Here is an 18,958-nt window from a genome sequence, read left to right as displayed (position 1 = left end):
AGCCCCGATCGAATCGGGGCTCCAGGTGGAACGATTACGGAGCGGCGGCTGCGACCGGCTCGAACACCATCACGAGATCGCCGCTGTAGCTGCCGTTGGTGCTGTTCGTACCGATCATGTCCGGCGCTTCGACGTCGATCTTCAGGTTGTGGACTTCGTCGTAACCATCGAGCGTCTTTGCCACTTGCGTGATCTTCTGGGTCGAGCCGAACGCGACCGCCTTGTCGCCACCGTTGCTCGACAGCGTCACTTGCGCGTTCTTCATCTCGTACCTGCCGCTCGACATCTTCAGCTCTTGCGCGAGCGACACGTTGAAGTCGGGGTTCTTCGTCCAGATGCGGATCGGCAGCGTCTTCGTGAATTGCTTCTGCTTGTAGTCCGTGGCATTCAGTTCTTCCGTGCCGTACCAGGTCGAGCCGTCCGGCTTCGACACGAACATGGCGTCGTTGATCTGCGCCGTCAGCGTGATCTTCTTCGAAACGGAGTCGAGCTTTGCCGTTTGCGCCTGTGCCGTTTGCGCCATGCCGAACAGTGCAGCGCCCATACCCAGTGCCAGCGCAATTTTGTTGAGTTTCATCGAATGATCTCTATGTAAAGAATTGATTTCGGAGCGAATTTCGATTAGCTAACCGATCGAAACCCGACGCGTGGAAGAATGAATTCCACTGTTGATATTTTATGAATGTTGCCAAAGTCGATAAACTGGACGATTTCGAATTTGCACGGCAAATCAGATAGGACAAGTACGAAAAATATAGATTCGTGGCTTTAAATCGTTGATTGTCAGGACGATTTGACAATGTTCCGAGCGAGATGATTAAAGTTTTGGTCGAGCGAATCGCACGCACGTCGTCGCCGTACGTTGCATCGAATGACAAAATCCGGAAGTTGGCAGCGAATGGTGGACGATCCGCGACGCGGCTTGTGGCGCCGGACGCGGCGTTCCCGAAAGGCGGACCGTGACGCACCGGGCGAGCGCGTCAGCACGAAATCACGTGTGGGCGCGTAGGGACTGAGGTGCCGGTGCCATGCGGGAGGCCTGCATCGAGCGTGCGGCGCGTCGGCGCCACGACGGGCGGTGGGAAACGCGACTGCGCGGAGCTTGCCACGGGGCCGGCGAACGCCCGAAATGATTTACACGATGCGCCAACCCGTGGGGGGGCATGACGAAGTATGGCCGGTCGTTCAAGCGATAGATGTCAAGGCGTAAGCACCATAACCCGACATGAATGCATCAGGTCACCGCGGAATCGCGGGCATTCGATCATGCTCGCCGGTACGTCGTCAGATACGAGCGGACGCCGCGCCATATCCGGTTCGGTCTGCTGCTCGTGGCCCTGCCCGGCGTAGCCGGCTTCTCCGCCGCGGGCATGTGCGTCCACGCCCGATGTCTTGCTCGCTTCGCCGATCGGCCGAGCATGCTTCGTGACGGCCGTGCCGGGTGCTCCATGACGATCGCCAACAATCGGTTCAGGCGCCACCTGGCCCCGCTTGTAACGCCTGCCGACGGCAACAATCACGGATGACTGTCACGGCGGGCGGGAAAACCGTCCGCATCCTGATAACCGTCTTCGACCCCGCCTCATAACCGGTGTCCTGGCCGCAAACCGTGACTGAACCGTTGTTGAAGCAGGCAACGGAGCCAACGCATCCGTTCTCGCGCCGAATCGATTGGCCAGCCCCACGCGCAGGATTTAACAATTTACAAGACTTTCCTAAAAATCTACACCGCCTTTTACATATTTAGTACTTGTACTAGTTATTTTCCCGTCAATTTGGATGCCGTCCCATTCACCATTCCTTCCCATATCTGGAAAATCCGTCTTGAAATGCACATGCCGACATTCATCGCGCACCCGCTCCGCAGCGGCTCTCGCGTTCGCATTTCACCCTCATATCAATCACCGTTTGGAACTAGATTAATGAAAATCACGAAAAGCACTCATGCTCTTTCCTTGATCCTGGCTGCCGCCGGTCTGGCTGCCGCTTCGGCCGCGCATGCATCCGACGGCACGATCACGTTCACGGGCAGCGTCATTGCCTCGACCTGCAAGGTGACGAACGGCTCGGCCAACACTATTGCCGTGACGCTGCCGAAGATCGGCGCGAACACGCTCGGCGAGGCGGGCAAGACGGCGGGCCGCACGCCGTTCTCCGTGGTGCTGGAAGGCTGCACCTCCGGCGGCGCGAACCCGACGAAGGTCGGCGTCGTGTTCGAATCCGGCTCGAACGTCAACCAGTCGACCGGCCGCCTGACGCTCGACGGCGGCACGGATGCCGCAAAGAACGTCGAAATCAACGTGCTCAACGACAAGCAAACGCCGATCAAGATCGGCGCGATGGGCGATCAAGGCGGTCAGCTCGTTGACATCGCGGCAGACGGCAAGGCAACGCTGAACTACTTCGCCGAGTACTACGCAACGGCCGCGGCCACCGCCGGCCAGGCCAACTCGAAGGTTCAGTACTCGCTGACCTACCAGTAATCGATCGCAACGGAATCCGAGGGGCTTTTCCAAAAAGACTTCCGGCCGGGCCTTTCCGGCTCCTCGGCATTCCGCCTGATAAGAACTACTACATATTTACCGGAGTTGACCATGCTGTCCGCAAAATATTTTTCGACGTTCGCGCTGTTTTCCGCCCTCGTCACGTCCCACGCCTGCGCCGACGTGGTGATTTCCGGGACGCGCGTGGTCTTTCCGGGCAACGACCGCGAGGTCACGGTCAAGCTCACGAACGAAGGCAAGGCACCCGTGCTCGTGCAGGCATGGCTCGACAAGGGCGACCCGAACGCGTCTCCCGACAATATCGACGTCCCGTTCACGCTGACGCCCGCGATGTTCCGGATGGAACCCGGCAAAGGGCAGACGCTGCGCATGATCTATACGCGCGAACCGCTTCCGGCCGACAAGGAATCGCTGTTCTGGCTCAACGTGCTCGAGATCCCGCCCAAAGCGGCGCCCGGAAACGACCGCAACCAGCTTCAGATCGCGTTCCGCTCGCGCATCAAGGTGATGTTCCGCCCGGAAGGCCTGACCGGCAACGCCAGCGCCGCGCCGAAGCAACTGAACTGGAGCCTCGTCAAGGCTGGCGAAGGGTATGCGCTGCAGGCCAGCAATCCGACGCCCTACGTCGTCAATCTGGGCAGCGTGTCGCTGAAGGCCGCCGGCCATCAATACGACGCGGGGATGGGATACGTGCTGCCCGGCGGCACGCAACAGTTCCCGGTCAACCAACTCGGCGCGCTGCCGTCGAGCGGTGCGACGGCCTCGTTCGGCAGTATCGACGACTGGGGTTCGTCGTCGGACAACGAGCGCCCCGTTTCGATAGCGCACTGACGCGATACCCAGCCGCGCCGCGCGCTGCGGGTTCGACATCCGCAATCGCAACGCGCACCGCCGCTTCACATCTTCGTCGGAGGCCAGGCCTCGCGAACAACACCGATTTTTCTATTTGCAACGAACGCCGAGCGATGCCGCGAAACACGCAGCCCGTAACGGGCTTTGCGCGTGGCGCCGTGCACCCGATCACGACAGGAGCAGCTGGGAATGACTTCGAATCGACATGTGCGCACGTACGTGCCCGGCATGCCGCACCTCAAGCCCATCTACGTGCTGGTTCTGTCCTGCATCGGCGCGTGGTCGCAAAACGCGCGTGCGGAAACGCCCCCGCCGTCTCTGCCCGCGCCGATCCAGGTCGCGCAGACGGAGTTCGCGCAGGTCGAATTCGATCCCGGCTTCCTGAGCAACGGCAACGGAAGGCAGGTCGACCTGTCGCGCTATGCGCGCGGCAACGTCGCGCTGCCGGGCGAATATAGCGTCGACCTCTACGTCGGCGCCGACTGGATCGGCCGGTACGACGTCCCGTTCAAGGCCGCGCCCGGCACGCCGGACGCGCAGCCTTGCTTCGACGAAAAGATGCTGAAGCGCATCGGCGTCGATTTCCGCAAACTGTCGCCCGAGCTCGTCGCGCAACTCGCCGTCGCAGGCGAATGCCGCCGCATCGGTCAAGTCATTCCGGAAGCGAGCGCCGCGTTCGATTTCAGCGAGCAGACGCTGACGTTGAGCATCCCGCAAGCGTCGCTCGCGCACCAGGCGCGTGGCTACGTGAGCCCCGACCAGTGGAGTTCGGGCGTGCCGGTCGCGATGCTCGGCTACAACTTCAACCTCTACGGCTCGAAGAACTGCGGCAGCTCGACGCAGACGCAAGGGTATCTCGGCCTGAGCGGCGGCGTGAACGTCGGTAACTGGCACTTCCGCCACGACGGCTCGTATAGCTGGTCGTCGCAAGGGAGCAGCCAGTACGACGACATTTCCACCTACGCTCAGCGCGACCTCCCGTCGCTGTCGTCGCAGCTCGTGATCGGCGAAACCTACACGTCCGGCGACCTGTTCGACTCCACGCAGTTCCGCGGCGGGCGACTGTCATCGGACGATCGCATGCTGCCCGATTCGCTGCGCGGGTACGCGCCGGTGGTGCGCGGCATCGCCAACACCAACGCGAAGGTCACGATTCGCCAGAACGGCGTGATGCTTTACGAGACGACCGTCGCGCCCGGTGCGTTCGAGATCAACGACCTCTATCCGACCGGCTATGGCGGCGACCTGCAGGTGTCCGTCACCGAAGCCGACGGCTCCGTGCATGCGTTCTCGGTGCCGTACGCGGCCGTTCCGATGTCGCTGCGACCCGGCATCAGCCGTTACAGCTTTTCCGTCGGCTCGCTGCGCAATCCGCAGGGCAGCAGCCATCCGTTGTTCGCGCAGGCCACGTACCAGCGCGGCCTGACAAACCTCATCACGGGCTATGGCGGCGTGACGGCCGCGACCGGCTATGTGTCCGCGATGGTCGGCGCCGCGCTCAATACGTCGATCGGCGCGTTCGGTGCGGACATCACGCATGCGACCACATCGATCCCGGGCGTGAAGCGCTTCAACGGCTCGAGCATGCGGGTCAGCTATTCGAAAACGATCGCGCGGACGAATACCGATATCGCGATCGCGGCGTACCGCTACTCGACGAGCGGCTACTTCGGCCTGAACGACGCGATGCGCACACGCGACACCGTGCGCGAGGGCGGGCTTGTCGACTCGATCTGGCGTCAGCGCAATCGCGCGTCGCTGACCCTCAGTCAGCGCCTCGGCGACAAGGGCGGCCAGCTCGGCGTCACCGCGTCGGCCTCCGACTACTGGAATCGCCAGGGCTCCGACACCAGCTATTCGGTCAGCTACAACAACGCGTACCGCAATATTTCGTACAACCTGTCGGCCGCGCGGCAGCGCAGCCAGGGCGGCGAAATGAGCACGCTGTACTACGTCAGCGTCACGATTCCGCTCGGCCGATCGCGGCCCACGACGGTGTCGGGCAGCGTCACGCACGATACCCGCGGCCGTACGCAGGTTCAGACGACGCTGTCGGATTCGCTCGGCGTCGACAATGCGCTGTCGTACAGCGTCAACGTGAACCACGCGTCCGATACCGGCAGTTCGAGCACCGACGGCGGCGGCAGCGCCACGTACCGTGCACGCTTCGCCGAACTCAGCGCGAGCGGCGATTATCAGCAGGGGTCGATCGGCATCCGCGGCGCGGCGGTCGCGCATGGCGGCGGCATCACGCTGTCGCAGCCGCTGTCCGAAACGTTCGGGATCGTCGAGGCGCCGGGCGCTGCCGGCGCGCGCATCACGAATGCGTCGGGCGTGCGCGTCGACGGTCGCGGTTATGCGATCGTGCCGTATCTGACGCCTTACAACCTGAACACGGTCGAGCTCGACCCGAAGGGCATCTCGATGGATGTCGAGCTGAAGGAGACGAGCCAGCAGGTCGCGCCGCGCGCCGGCGCCGTGCCGCTGCTGAAGTTCGCGACCGATACGGGGCGCGCGATCGTCATCAAGGCGCGGCAGGCGAACGGCGCGCCGTTGCCGTTCGGCGCGACCGTGTACGACCAATCGGGCAAGGAACTCGGCGTCGTCGGGCAGGCAAGCAAGATCTTTGCGCGCGGGCTCGACGCCCACGGCGAACTCACCGTCAAGTGGGCCGACGACGCGAATTCGTCCTGCCGCATCTCGTACGACCTTCCGGTTCGACAGGGCAAGCACGGTTCGAACGGATATAGCCAGATCGCCGGCGTCTGCGCTAAACCCTGACCGGCGTGGTGTGGCCGCGCGTGGTCCGGCGCGGCTGATCGCCCGCGAGCATGCCGTGCACGACATGAACCACGACCCATTCATTTACGAAGCAAGCGTACGCCTTGCTTCTTTTCAAAGGAGCAACGGGTGAAACCATCCACGAAACCTCGCTTATCCGCTTCGCGCGGTTGGAATGTCCTACTGTCGCTTCTTGCATTGGGATGTGCACCGTTCATCCTGTCGGACGCCGCTCGCGCATGTTCGTTTCCCGGCGATGCGCCTCCACCATTGTCTCCGACGCTCCAGACGAGCATTACGAGCAACCGGGACGCGAAAAATCCCGGCACGCTCGTGAATTCGGGCGCACTCAGTGAACAGCAAAGAACCACCTACTTCATAGGCCCGGACTGCGACGGCAAACAGTATAGAGTCCGGTCACCGGGAAAACTGGTTCCCGGCATCACCTTTTCCTATGGAGGAAAATCGCACCCGGTATATGAAACCGGCATTCCCGGAATCGGCTACGCACTCATGGCAGCGGTACAGAACGGCGCCAGCCCGCTATCACCGTGGTCCCCCGTTACTTCGGACTGGACACAGATTCCGGTGTACCCCTCCAGCTCGGACCTCTACGCTCGCGTTGCGCTTGTATTCAGCGGAGCACTCGTTTCGGGCTCCTATTCCATCCCCTATACCAAAATCGGAGACGTTTACTTGGACCAGGGCTCTGGAGGTCGTGCTTCCGCGATTTATATGAACCCGCTCAGGATCAACATCACCGCCACCAGCTGCTCACTGACGTCGGCCACGCAGAGCAGCGTCGCGCTACCGGAGCTGTTTGCCCCCAGGCTGGCTTCGGTGGGCGACGTGTCCACCGAATCCGGCACCACATCGCTCATGGTCAATTGCAAGCAATCGACCGGCGTCTACGTCACGTTGACCGATGTCGTCACGCCAACGAACACTGGAAACGTTCTCAGTCTCGCTCCCGAGGCGACGGCAACGGGTATCGGCATCCAGCTCTTCAAGGAGGGAAGTTCGACGCCGCTCGGTTTCGGCCCCGATTCCTCATTGAAAGGCAACACCAATCAGTGGCTCGCAGGCAGAGTGACGGGAAGCGGCACCCTGACCATTCCGATCGTCGCGAAATACGTGAAGACCGCACCTAAAATCACACCGGGGCAAGTCAACGCGCGGGCGTCCTTTACGCTTTCGTATCAATAGAGCCGAAGCGGATCGGGACAACCAGCCGTGCGCCGCCATCGGTCAGTTCGAGGTACGCGGCGCTCGCGTTTCGGCGCCGGACAACCGCTCCAGCGCGGCCGCGATCGTCGCGCGGCAGGCCGGCCATGCCGGCGCGAGCCCTTCCACGCCTTCATCCATCGCGATACGTTCCGCGCGCGCGCATGCGTCCCGTGTCCGCGTGTCGCCGGCCAGCGCGAAACCGCCTCGCAGCGAGTGCAATTCGGTCTTCAGCGTGCCGATATCGCCGCTCGCCAGCGCCGCGTCGATTGCCGCGAGCGAGCGAAGCGTCGCCTCGCACAGTTTCAGCCGGATCTCGTCGGTCATCGCCGGCTGCTTGCCGTGATCACCATGCTCCACGGCGGGCGAGCCGGAAGCCGCATGCCGCCTCAGCGCGGCATCGAGCGCCGACATCGACAGCGGCTTGAGTACGACTTCCGCGGCACCCACCCGTGCGCAGCGTCGGTAGTCTTCCTCCGTCGCATGCGCGGTCATCGCGATCACGGGCACCGTTGCCCCCTGTTCCCGCAGGAAATTCGTCAGCGCGTAGCCGTCGAGCTCCGGCATGCCCAGATCGGTCAACACGACATCGAACGGATGCTCGAAGAACGCCCGCATCGCCTCCACGCCGTTGCTGACGATTATCGCGTCGTACCCCAGCGCATCGAGCTGGTCGCGCAGCAACGCGCGGCTCGCGGGATGGTCCTCGGCAACGAGCACCCGCAACGGCGCGCGCGTTGGGTCATCCGGTTCCGGCCTGGCGTCGGCCGCCGCGTCGTGCTCGAACGTATCCGCACGCCATCCGGCCGGGGCGGCCGGCAGCGGCAGTGTCGCGGTGAACGTCGTGCCTTCGTCGACGCGGCTGTCGACGGTCAGTTCGCCGTGCATCAGCGTGGCGATATGGCGGCATAGCGGCAGCCCGAGGCCGGTGCCGCCAAAGCGGCGATAGGTCGATGCATCGGCCTGGATGTAGACGTCGAACAAAGCCGGCATGCGGTCGGCGGGTATGCCGATGCCGGTGTCCGCGACGCGTATTTCGAGGCCGCGCCTGTGGGCGCCGATGCGCGCCGGCCCTGCCGAGAGCGTCACGCTGCCGCGTTCGGTGAACTTGATCGCGTTGCTGACGAGGTTCGACACGAGTTGCCGCAGGCGGGTCGGGTCGCCGACATAACCATCGGCCAACTCCGCCGACACGGCGCACTCGAGCGCCAGTCCCTTTGCATCGGCGAGCGGACGGAAAAACGCCGCGATGTCGAGCAGCAGACGGCGGGGGTCGAACGGCATGACTTCCAGCGTCATCTGATTCGATTCCGCCTTCGACAGGTCCAGCACGTCGTTGATCACGCGCAGCAGCGCATCGGACGACGACACGATCGTGCCGAGCCGGCGCCGCAGCGGCGGCGCCATCTGCGCGTGCGCCATCAACTCCAGGTTGCCGATGATCGCGTTGAGCGGCGTGCGGATCTCGTGGCTCATCGTCGCGAGGAACGTCGACTTCGCCTTGTTCGCGAGTTCGGCCGCTTCGCGCGCCTCGCGCAGCTTTTCCTCCGCCTGCTTGCGCACCGTGATGTCGAGCAGCGTGCACAGCAGCACGTCGATGCCGCGGTACTTGGTGCGCGCGATGTGCGCGTCGAAATAGACGATGCCGGCCCCCGCGCGCTCGACGGCCAGCTCTCGCGTCACGCGCTTGCGCGCGTTGCCGGCCGGGGCGCCGTCCCGGTACGCGCGCCACAGCAGTGTGCCGAGCGGCTCGCCCGCCACCTCCCGCTCGTACGCGATCATCGCTTCGTTGCGCATGATCGCCTCGCCATCGGCAAAGGACAACAGCACGAGCCCGGCCGGCGCGGTCCGGATCAGTGTACGGTTGAGCGCCTCGCTTTCGATCAGGCGAATTGCACGGCGATTCGCCGGACGCAGCGCGCGCCGGTCGAAAGACACGATGGCGCCCCACAGCAGCCCAATGGCGAACACGGCGGCCCCGAGCGTCACGCCGAGGGCGGCGGCAATATCGTACAGAACGCCGCGCCACGAGAGCGTCGCCATCAGCACCGCATCCGATTCCCGTATCTGGCTGCCGATGACGAAGTGCGTGCCGACACGACGAACGACCGTTTGCGTGCGGCGCGCGTCGGCGAGCGCCAGGGCGGCTGTCACATCATCGGGTTGACGGCCGACCAGCAGATTGCCGCCGACGTCGACGAGCGCGTAGTCCGCGCCGATGCTCGACGGACGCACGATCTCGTCCATCTGCGGCCGGCTGTTGGTGATGAACCAGGCGACCGGCTTGCCGTTCGCGCCGCGCACCGGTTGCACCAGCCGCAACACGGCGCGCCCGAGCACCGGGTCGAATCGACGGTCGAGCGTGATCGCGTTCGCCGCGGAAGCCGCCGGGGCGGACGCGCCGTCGTTCAGCGGCCGCAGTTGCCGAACGAGTGCCCGCACGTCGAAACCGGCCGGCCACGAGAGCGCTCGCTTGACCACCGGATACCCCATCGCGACAAGATAATCGCCGTTCGAATCGATCAGATAGGACGCGAATACCGAAATCGCCGGTTTCGGCGGCAGCACGCCGGTCGTCTCCACCTGTCCGAGAAAGTTTTCGAGATAGGGCAGGCGCGTATTCGCCGGATCGGCTGACGGGACATCGACGAAGGCCGCGACCGCAACCGGCCCGATCCGGCCGACCAGGGTTTGTTTACCGCGCTTGCCGTCGAACAGCCCGGGCGAGCCCGGCGCAATGACGGGGCCGTGCGCCCAACGCTGCTCCATGTTGTCGACATAGCGATTCTGCAGCGCCTTCATCACCTCCAGCTCGGCAAAGAACTCCGCCTTGCGCTCGGTGAAGTCAACGCGGGCGCGCTCGAGGGATTCCTTCACATCGAGCAGCACGACGAGCGCCGCACACACCAGAATGAACACCGAGATCGCGGCGCCGCTTGCATACAGCAGGAACTGCTGCTGTCGCCTCACGCGAGCCGGTTCGAATGACTTGCGACCCGTCGGCGTGGCGGACGAAAGAAGTCTTTTCAGTTTTGCAGGCATGTCGTGTCGATCTCGTCACACGCGGCCGCGGATGCCGCATCGTTTACCGACCTCCACGCGTCGGCGCCCCGAAAACAGCGTTGTCGCGCGGCGCGCACCGCCGACACGCACATGCATCGTTTCAGCGGCACTGGCCCGCAGCGGAGTCGGAGCACAGCCGGCCCGCGGGCGCGTCACGTCCGCGACGCCTCGTCGTCGGGTGCGCCGTCGAGATCCTGTTCGCCGTTGTAGCGGATCAGATCCGCGTCGCGCACGATACCGAGTTTCTTCATTGCGCTCGACTTTTGGGAACTGACGGTCTGCTTGCTCCGATGAAGCTGCGTGGCGATCTCGCCCACCGTGTAGCCCGCACCGAACAATCGCACCACCTCGATTTCGCGCGTGGTCAATGCGCGCGCGGTGGGCTCGGGTTTGGCGTCGTGCAGGAGTTGCTTGATGTATGGCGACGTGTAGCTCGCACCGACGTACGCGGCATGCACGGCGCCGATCAGGTGCGAGATCGCATCGGACTTGCTGAGAATGCAGCTCACGCCCCGCTTGTGGATCGCGTGCAGCACGCTCGGATTGTCGATCATCGTGATCGTCACGATGCGCAGCGCCGGATAGCGCCGCTGCAGGAACGACAGCAGCACGAGCCCGTCGCCGTACTTGCCGCCCGGCATCACATAGTCGAGCACGAGCACGTCGCTCTGCTGCACGTCGAGCGCTGCAACCAGGTCCGTCGAATTCGAAACGGTGCCCACGAGCCCGATCGTGCTGTTGCCTTGCAGCGCCTGCGACATGCCCAGCGCGGACGCGGGATGATCGTCGGCTACCATCACGCGCACAAAAAATTCTTCCATGTTCCTGTTTCCGCCGAGGCTTTCGGTGATGCGCCGCTTCCCCGCCGCGATGGGAAGCATGCTCCCACCATCGTGTTGCAGGCCGTACTCGGCATACCGGGCAATAGCGGCTCAATTTTAGAATAATTTCCGGTTCGTCCGGAAATCGGCGTGCGGCCGAGCAGCGGACGGTACGCGCACTGCGCCGGCAGTGCACAGGATATGGCCGCACGTCCCCGTCGTGCGGATTTTTCGAAGTTATCGACGACTCGCCGCTTTTTACACGATACCGGAGCCGGCCACGCGCCCGCGAGGCATGGTCGCCACGCTACGTGGCGCGCTTTGGACAGCTCGGCTCGCCGGGCAGTTGCGAATTGCCAGGATGTCGGTGAGGCACCGCATAACGGCATTACCTGAAGGCGAATCGCTGAAATTCTGGCAACATGACTCGAGAAACCGATCCCCGGTCGACGCCGGGAGTCATATCAGCCTCGTGGCTTGCGCCACGCCGCACTTCCCCTCATTGCCTTCCGCGAGGATCGTCCCGATGCAAGAAACCCGCCCGCTGTTCGATCGCGTCCTGCTCACCAACGACGACGGATTCGACGCTCCCGGCCTTGAAATACTCGAACAGGTCGCCACGCAACTCGCCCGCGAAGTGTGGATCGTCGCGCCCGCCGAAGACCAGAGCGGCACGTCGCATTCGCTGAGCCTGCACGAACCGCTGCGCGTGCATCGCAAGGGCGAGCGCCGCTTCGCGGTGCGCGGCACGCCCGGCGACTGCGTCGCGATCGCGGTCAGCCACCTGATGAAGGGCGCGCGGCCGGACGTCGTGCTGTCGGGCGTGAATCGCGGCGCGAACCTCGGCACCGAAACGGTGTTTTCCGGCACGGTCGGCGCCGCGATGACGAGCATGCTGGTCGGCGTGCCGGCCATCGCGCTGAGCCAGGCGTTCACGGATCGCAACGCGGTGCCGTGGGGCACCGCGCTCGCGCACGCGCCGGACGTCATTCGCCGGCTCGCCGCCGCCGGCTGGGACAGCGATGCGTGCCTCAACGTCAATTTCCCGCCGCGGCCGGCCGACGACGTGCGCGGCCTGAAGGTGACGAACCAGGGCGCCGGCACGCTGCAGGGCGTCGAAATCGTGTCGGGACGCGATCCGCGCGAGATCGACTATCACTGGCTGAAGCTCGCGCGTGCGCCGCGCGATGACGATGCGGATTCGGAAACGGTCGCGCTCGGCGAAGGGTATATCGCGGTCACGCCGCTGAAGTTCGAACGCACGCACGACCAGGCGCTCGCGCGGCTGCGGTCGAACCTCGGCTGATCGATCCCCCTGCGAACGAACCCGGCGGTTGCGTACACGATGCGCGCACCGCCGCCGGTTCTCCGCGTCACCCCGTCACGTCAGGTTCAACCCGCCATCGAGCATCACGATCTCGCCCGTCACGTAATCGGACGCGACGAGCATCGCGACCGTCTGCGCGATATCGTCCGGCGTCGCCGCGCGACGCATCGGCGCGCGCTCGCGCCACAGCTGCTGCGCTTGCGTCCAGTCGGCGGTCAACGGCGTATCGACAAGCCCCGGCGCGACCGCATTGACGCGAATCGCCGGCGCAAGCGTGCGCGCGAGCAGCCGCGTCGTGTGATTGAGCGCGGCCTTCGCGGCCGCATACGGAATCGACGCGCCCTTCGGCCGCACGCCCGCATGCGAACTGACGTTCACGACGCACCCGGCACGCCCGTGCGACGCCGCCTCGCGCAGGGCGGCCTGCGCTTCGGCGACGAGCCGGAACGGCGCGATCACGTTGATCTCGTGCATTTCGCGCCACACGTCGGGCGTGGCCGCCGCGAGGTCGTCGTGCGCAATCACGCGGCTGACGCCCGCGTTGTTGACGAGCACGTCGAGCCGCCCGTGCACGGCGAGTGCGTCGCGGATCAATCTCACGCGCTCGGCGTCGTCGGCGAGATCGGCCTGCACATAGGCGCCGCCAAGTTCGCGCGCCATCGCACGCCCGGCGTCGGCCGAGGTGCGCGAATGCAGGATCACCGCGTAGCCGTCGGCCGCGAGGCGCCGCGCGACGGCCGCCCCGATTCCCGACGTCGAGCCGGTCACGAGCGCGACCGGCCGATGCACGCGCGACGCGCGCGGTTCGCCGGCAGCTTCGGCTTCGGTTTCAGGAGCCGTTTCGGAAATCGGGGCAGACATCGGCGGGAGCGGCGCGTCCATGGCGTGGAACCTTTCAGTGGCGTTCCCGCATCATAAGCGCGACAGGGTCGCGAGAAGCGAATTCATCGTGATTGACCGAACGGCCCGCTCCGTCGATGACGTTCGATCCGCCGTCACGGCGCCTTCGGCAGCTCGACATACTCCTCGAGCTGGCCGGCGATATACAGCCGCTTGCCGATACGCGGGTATTCGCACACGTCGTGTTCGAGCCGCTGCCCGCCAACGAGCAGCTCCAGCGGCGCCTCGCCGGTGTTCTGCACCGTATGCGCGTCGCCGCCGCGCGGAAAACCCAAAAAATCGCCGGGCCCGATTTCGCTGGCGTGCCCGCCGATCGTCACCGTGCCGGTGCCGGACAGCACGTACACGAATTCCTCTTCGTACAGATGGCGGTGATATTCGGCCGATTCGTGACCGGGCATCAGCGTGAGCAGATGAACGCCGAATTGCGTCAGGCCGGTCAGGTCGCCGAGTTGCCGCTTCAGACGAACGGCATTGGGATTGAGCGAATGCACCTCGCGCGTCGGTTCCATCTTCGCGATATCGGCGGCCTTCAGCAGTTCCCGGGGAAAGGAAGTCGACATGGGGATCTCGCAAGCGTGAATGCTTCGGTTGAACGCGCGGTGCCGGCGCGGCCCGCGCGATGACTATTGTCCGACATTTTCACGCCTGCGGATGTGTCGCGCGCCCCGCATGCCGCGCGGCACTTCATCGAACGCCAGAAAGTTGCGTACGCAACCGTTACGACGTCGGACGACGCGTGACGCTCAACCCGCGTGCACGCCGCGCAACCTCGTCAGCAATGCGACGAGCCGATCGATGTGCGCATCCTCCGTGCGCCACGACGACACGCTGATCCGGAACGCCGGCCGCCCCTGCCATACGGTCGCGCCGAACCACACGTCGCCCGACGCCTGCGCGGCTTCGAGAATCGCCGCCGTTTCCTCGTCGGTGCCGGCGCGCACGAGCACCTGGTTCAGCACGACGCGATTGATCACGTCGTAGCCGGCCGCACGCAGGCCATCCGCGACGCGCGCCGCCTGCGCGCAATGCCGCTCGACCATCGTCGCGACGCCCGCGCGGCCGAGCGAGCGCAGCGCGGCCCACACGGGAATGCCGCGCGCACGCCGCGAGAATTCGAGGTTCAGATTCTTCTGCGCATCCTGCGCGCCGCTCAGGTACACGGCGTCGCTGTTCATCGCGGTGGCGAGCGCGGCCGCGTCGCGGCAGATCACCATCGCGCCGTCGTACGGCGTGTTGAGCCACTTGTGACCATCGGTCGTCCAGCTGTCCGCGCCGTCGACGCCGTCCGTCAATGCGCGCTTCGACGAGGCCCGCGCCCACAGGCCGAACGCGCCGTCCACGTGGACCCACGCGCCGGCCGCCTTCGCGGGCGGAATCAGCGCCGCGAACGGATCGAATTCGCCGGTGTTCACTTCGCCGGCCTGCACGCAGAAGATCGTCATGTCGTCGAGCGGCGGCAACTGCGCCGGGTCGATCCGGCCGTGCGTATCGACCGGCGCGACGACGATGCGCTTCATCCCGAAGCCGAGTACGCGCAGCGCCTTCTTCACCGTGATGTGCGCGAGCGCGGAGATCACGACTTTCACCTCGGGGGCGCCGATCAGCCCGTCTTCGTCGATATCCCAGCCCTGGCGCGCGAGCAGCGCGCGCCGCGCGGCCACCAGCGCGACGAGCGTGCAGGCCGTCGCGCTCGTGCCGAAACCGACCGCGCTGCCTCCGGGCAACCCGAGCGCCTCGACGACCCAGCGCGCGGCCTGGCGCTCGAGCGTCGCGGCCACCGGCGAATTCGCATACGACGACGCGCACTGGTCCCACGCGAGCATCAGCCGCTCGGCCGCCGCCGCGGCCGGCAGCGTCGCGCCGATCACGAAGCCGAAGTAGTTCGGGCCATTCGATGCGACCGTCGCGGGCGTGCCGCGCTCGTCGAGCAGGCGCAGCACGTCGTCGGCCGGGCGGCCCGTATCGGGCAGCGGCTCGTCGAACGCCGCAAGGCCGGCGAGCGCCCCCGCATCGGGAAACGCGCGCCGTTCGTTCGTCGCGGCCAGATACGCGTGCGCGCGCCGGTCGGCATCGGCCAGCAGTGCAAGTTCATCCATGTCGGTTGCCTCGGTCGGAGTCAGAGTTGCGAGAGATCGCGGCCGAGCTGCCGCAGCGCGCCGTCGATCCGCTTGTAGTACGTGAACTTGCCGACGCGGGTCGCCTGCACGAGCCCGGCATCCGCGAGGATGCGCATGTGGCGCGTGGTCGTGGCCGGCGCGATGCCCAGTTTCTCGGTGATGTACGTGCAGCACACGCCGAGCGCGTCGACATCGCCGTGCGGCTGCGGCGGGAAATGCTTGCGCGGCTGCTTGAGCCAGCGCATCACGGCCAGACGGCTTTCGTTGGCCAGGGCGCTGAGGCGGGTGACGTCGTCCATAGGGTTCGGCTTCGTTTGTCGTTTTGAATATTAGCTAAATGACGAAATGTGGGCAATGAATCCGAGGCGCGCTTTTGGCGCGTGGTGTGGCTCGCCACGCGCCGGCATCGGGCGCCAGCGCCGATGCAATCGCAGCGATATCGCCGCCGCAACCGCTCGCCGCTCGTACGCGGCGCAAGCAACGTGCCGCTACGCCAGCGCCTGCGCGAGCCTGTCGATCAACGCCCGCACGCGCCGCGGCTGCGCGACGCCGCCCGGATAGACGATCTGCAGATCCACGTCGCCCGGCGAGAACGCGCCGAGCACCTCGACGAGCGCGCCCGACGCCAGATCCCGCTCGATATCGACCAGCGACTTCAGCGCGATACCGTGCCCCGCGACGCACCACGCACGTACGAGCGCGCCGTCGTTGGCGACGCGCCGGCCGCGCACCACCACGCGCTTCAATGTGCCGTCGATGCTGAACGGCCATTCGGCATACAGATCCTGGCCGAAGCGCATCACGATGCAGTCGTGCTCGGCGAGTTCGTCCGGATGCCGTGGCGTGCCATGTGCGGCGAGATACGCGGGCGACGCGCACACCGCGCGCCGCGCCCGGCCGAGCGAGCGGCTGCGCAACGAGCTGTCGGCCAGCGTGCCGCGGCGGATCGCGAAATCGAGCCCCAGCCCGACGAGATCGACATATCCGTCGCCGAGATGCAGGTCGACCGTCACGCCCGGATGCTCGGCCAGGAACGCGTCGACGACCGGCACGACCCGCTCGCGGCCGAGATCGGCCGGCGCGCTGAGCCGCACGGGCCCCGACAGCGTCTGCATGCCCAGCCGCACACGGCTTTCCAGTTCGTCGGCCTCGGCGAGCAGGCGTCGCGCGCCGTCCACCAGCGTGCGCCCCTCGTCGGTCAGGCTGATCGCGCGCGTCGTGCGCGTGAGCAGCGCGGCGCCGTAGTGGCGCTCGAGCGCCGTCAGCCGTTCGGACACCGTGGCCGGCGACAGGCCGACCTCGCGGCCGGCCGCGGCCAGCCCGCCCTTCTCCACGATGCGCAGGAACAGCGCGAGGTTGTCGAGCAGCATTGTTCGCTCCATCCGAAGGATATTTTCGTCATCTTCCGGATTATCTGGAAAAGCCGCAAACGGTACAGTGATCGCGTGACGATCGACGCGCGGCCGCGCCGCGCTCACACGACGAAAGGAAATGCACATGGAATACCGTACGCTCGGCCGCTCCGGCCTCAAGGTCCCCGCCCTGAGCTTCGGCGCCGGCACCTTCGGCGGCACCGGCCCGCTGTTCAGCGCATGGGGCAATACCGGCGTCGACGAAGCGCGCCGCCTGGTCGACATCTGCCTCGAAGCCGGCGTCAACCTGTTCGACACGGCCGACGTGTATTCCGACGGCGCGTCCGAACGCGTGCTCGGCGCCGCGCTCAAGGGGCGCCGCGACCAGGCGCTGATCTCGACCAAGACGGGCCTGCCGACCGGCGACGGCCCGAACGACGCGGGCACGTCGCGGGCACGGCTGGTGCGCGCCGTCGACGACGCGCTGCGCCGCCTCGACACCGACTACATCGACCTGCTGCAACTGCACGCGTTCGATGCGAGCACGCCGGTCGAGGAAGTGATGTCGACGCTCGACGATCTCGTGCGCGCGGGCAAGCTCCGTTATATCGGCGTGTCGAACTTCGCCGGCTGGCAGATCATGAAGTCGCTCGCGGCGGCCGACCGGCACGGCTGGTCGCGCTACGTCGCGAACCAGGTGTACTACTCGCTCGTCGGCCGCGACTACGAATGGGACCTGATGCCGCTCGGCGCCGATCAGGGCCTCGGCGCGCTGGTGTGGAGCCCGCTCGGCTGGGGCCGGCTCACCGGCAAGATCCGGCGCAACGCGCCGCTGCCCGAACGCAGCCGCCTGCATGAAACGGCCAGCTACGGGCCGCCGGTCGACGACGCGCGCCTGTACGACGTGGTCGACGCGCTCGACGCGATCGCGGAGGAAACCGGCAAGACGGTGCCGCAGATCGCGCTGAACTGGCTGCTGCAGCGGCCGACCGTGTCGTCGGTGATCGTCGGCGCGCGCGACGAGGAACAGTTGCGGCAGAACCTCGGCGCGGTCGGCTGGGCGCTGACCGATGCGCAGATGGCGACGCTCGATGCGGCGAGCGCGGTGGAAGCGCCGTATCCGCATTTCCCGTATCGCCGGCAGGCAGCGTTCGCGCGGCTCGATCCGCCGATGCGCGGGTAAAGGGCAACGCTGACGCGGCGGCGCGACTCGTCGGTCGCGCCGATGTTCGATGCCCGCGAAGACGACTGCGACCAGCGGCAGAATCCGATTTCGCCTCGGGAGCAAGTTGATCTATTCGCTCAATCCCACGGATTCAGAATCGCGACACCGGTTTCAACAAAACCGGCAACGTTGCGCGTCACGACCGTCATGCCATGCACGATCGCCGTCGCAGCAATGAGCGCGTCCCGCTCGGATCGCCGGTCCGGCACATGGAGCCGTGCGCATCGTTGGGCGACGGCGGTATCGACCGGTAACACGCGCCCAGCGAACTCGGGCAGCACGTGCCCGTCAAGCCATGCCCTGAGAAGCGCCCCCTGTTCCGTGCCTCTGCGCTCGACCTGCAAGACACCGGTCTCCAGCTCCATGATCGTGATGGCCGAGACAAACAGCACCGACGCATCGACGGTCGAACACCAGGCCGCCACGTTCCTGTCCGCCTTGCCCGCCCGCACTTTCCGGAGTTCCGAAACCACATTGGTATCAAGAACGAACATCATCAGAAGCCGACCTCCTTGATTTTGACGTTTGCGGGCGGCGGGTCGAACTCAATGTCCTCGACACCCGGCATAGCGAGCGAGTCGGCAATGTTGCGCCGCTGCCGGGTGAGACGCTGGTATTCCTCGAAACTCAGCAGCACATGGGCCGGCCTGCCGCGGTCGGTGATGAACACGGGGCCATCCTTCGTCGCCTTCTTTGCCTTGGTCACGTCCTGGTTGAGCTCACGACTCGAGAGGGTGGTGATGGTCACGATGGACTCCTGGAAGCCATATATGTAGGTATGTTGCTACA

General features: G+C 65.6%; 16 protein-coding genes. 6 read left to right on the top strand and 10 right to left on the bottom strand.

The features are described from left to right. Positions 1–34: 34 nt before the first annotated feature. Positions 35–577, bottom strand: coding sequence for a CS1 type fimbrial major subunit (locus KPB06_RS02600; protein WP_059576236.1), 543 nt, complete (start codon positions 575–577; stop codon positions 35–37). A gap of 1,345 nt (positions 578–1,922) precedes the next feature. Between KPB06_RS02600 and KPB06_RS02595 the strand changes: the two genes are divergently transcribed. The 4 genes from KPB06_RS02595 to KPB06_RS02580 all read left to right on the top strand — a co-directional run bounded on the left by KPB06_RS02595 (position 1,923) and on the right by KPB06_RS02580 (position 7,343). Beyond that, positions 1,923–2,483: a fimbrial protein gene (locus KPB06_RS02595; RefSeq protein ID WP_059576239.1), complete on the top strand. Its 561-nt coding sequence runs from the start codon at positions 1,923–1,925 to the stop codon at positions 2,481–2,483. A gap of 111 nt (positions 2,484–2,594) precedes the next feature. Further along, positions 2,595–3,335 (top strand): fimbrial biogenesis chaperone, encoded by a 741-nt coding sequence (locus KPB06_RS02590; RefSeq protein WP_059576242.1) that lies wholly within the window; start codon positions 2,595–2,597, stop codon positions 3,333–3,335. Between the two features lie 210 nt (positions 3,336–3,545). Next, on the top strand, positions 3,546–6,137 hold the full coding sequence (locus KPB06_RS02585) for a fimbria/pilus outer membrane usher protein (RefSeq protein WP_275905313.1): 2,592 nt from the start codon (positions 3,546–3,548) through the stop codon (positions 6,135–6,137). Between the two features lie 129 nt (positions 6,138–6,266). Continuing rightward, positions 6,267–7,343, top strand: coding sequence for a fimbrial protein (locus KPB06_RS02580; RefSeq protein WP_143328734.1), 1,077 nt, complete (start codon positions 6,267–6,269; stop codon positions 7,341–7,343). A gap of 42 nt (positions 7,344–7,385) precedes the next feature. Here the strand turns inward: KPB06_RS02580 and KPB06_RS02575 are convergent, their stop codons facing one another. Both KPB06_RS02575 and KPB06_RS02570 read right to left on the bottom strand, forming a co-directional pair. Continuing rightward, complete coding sequence (locus tag KPB06_RS02575) at positions 7,386–10,403, bottom strand: hybrid sensor histidine kinase/response regulator (protein WP_059576251.1); 3,018 nt, start codon at positions 10,401–10,403, stop codon at positions 7,386–7,388. 173 nt (positions 10,404–10,576) lie between these two features. Then, a complete protein-coding gene (locus KPB06_RS02570; RefSeq protein WP_275905312.1) occupies positions 10,577–11,245 on the bottom strand; it encodes a response regulator in 669 nt (222 codons plus the stop codon). Between the two features lie 526 nt (positions 11,246–11,771). Between KPB06_RS02570 and surE the strand changes: the two genes are divergently transcribed. Continuing rightward, entirely contained in the window at positions 11,772–12,551 is a 780-nt protein-coding gene (gene surE, locus KPB06_RS02565; protein ID WP_059576257.1) for a 5'/3'-nucleotidase SurE, read from the top strand. A 75-nt stretch (positions 12,552–12,626) separates the two neighbouring features. On the opposite strand, the gene KPB06_RS02560 is transcribed toward surE, so the two are convergent. The 5 genes from KPB06_RS02560 to KPB06_RS02540 all read right to left on the bottom strand — a co-directional run bounded on the left by KPB06_RS02560 (position 12,627) and on the right by KPB06_RS02540 (position 16,962). After that, complete coding sequence (locus KPB06_RS02560; RefSeq protein ID WP_060010367.1) at positions 12,627–13,454, bottom strand: SDR family NAD(P)-dependent oxidoreductase; 828 nt, start codon at positions 13,452–13,454, stop codon at positions 12,627–12,629. Positions 13,455–13,567: 113 nt separating this feature from the next. Further along, positions 13,568–14,035, bottom strand: coding sequence for a cupin domain-containing protein (locus KPB06_RS02555; protein ID WP_059576260.1), 468 nt, complete (start codon positions 14,033–14,035; stop codon positions 13,568–13,570). A 183-nt stretch (positions 14,036–14,218) separates the two neighbouring features. After that, positions 14,219–15,571 carry a pyridoxal phosphate-dependent decarboxylase family protein gene (locus tag KPB06_RS02550; protein WP_089465314.1) on the bottom strand — a complete coding sequence of 451 codons (1,353 nt, stop codon included), beginning with the start codon at positions 15,569–15,571 and terminating at the stop codon, positions 14,219–14,221. Between the two features lie 20 nt (positions 15,572–15,591). Further along, positions 15,592–15,891 carry an ArsR/SmtB family transcription factor gene (locus KPB06_RS02545; protein ID WP_059576266.1) on the bottom strand — a complete coding sequence of 100 codons (300 nt, stop codon included), beginning with the start codon at positions 15,889–15,891 and terminating at the stop codon, positions 15,592–15,594. A 189-nt stretch (positions 15,892–16,080) separates the two neighbouring features. Further along, the gene (locus tag KPB06_RS02540) at positions 16,081–16,962 is read right to left on the bottom strand and encodes a LysR family transcriptional regulator (RefSeq protein ID WP_104013170.1); all 882 of its coding nucleotides are present in this window, start codon (positions 16,960–16,962) and stop codon (positions 16,081–16,083) included. A 127-nt stretch (positions 16,963–17,089) separates the two neighbouring features. Between KPB06_RS02540 and KPB06_RS02535 the strand changes: the two genes are divergently transcribed. After that, a complete protein-coding gene (locus tag KPB06_RS02535) occupies positions 17,090–18,127 on the top strand; it encodes an aldo/keto reductase (RefSeq protein ID WP_059576272.1) in 1,038 nt (345 codons plus the stop codon). Positions 18,128–18,246: 119 nt separating this feature from the next. Here the strand turns inward: KPB06_RS02535 and KPB06_RS02530 are convergent, their stop codons facing one another. Together KPB06_RS02530 and KPB06_RS02525 are read right to left on the bottom strand one after the other, a co-directional pair. Beyond that, a complete protein-coding gene (locus KPB06_RS02530; protein WP_179231754.1) occupies positions 18,247–18,666 on the bottom strand; it encodes a type II toxin-antitoxin system VapC family toxin in 420 nt (139 codons plus the stop codon). After that, positions 18,666–18,917, bottom strand: coding sequence for a type II toxin-antitoxin system Phd/YefM family antitoxin (locus tag KPB06_RS02525; RefSeq protein WP_059576355.1), 252 nt, complete (start codon positions 18,915–18,917; stop codon positions 18,666–18,668). The genes KPB06_RS02530 and KPB06_RS02525 overlap by 1 nt, the downstream gene beginning before the upstream one ends. Positions 18,918–18,958: the final 41 nt, after the last annotated feature.

This window comes from Burkholderia semiarida (assembly GCF_029268935.1).
Taxonomy (GTDB): Bacteria; Pseudomonadota; Gammaproteobacteria; order Burkholderiales; family Burkholderiaceae; genus Burkholderia; species Burkholderia semiarida.
This window is presented reverse-complemented; position numbering and strand designations above follow the sequence as displayed.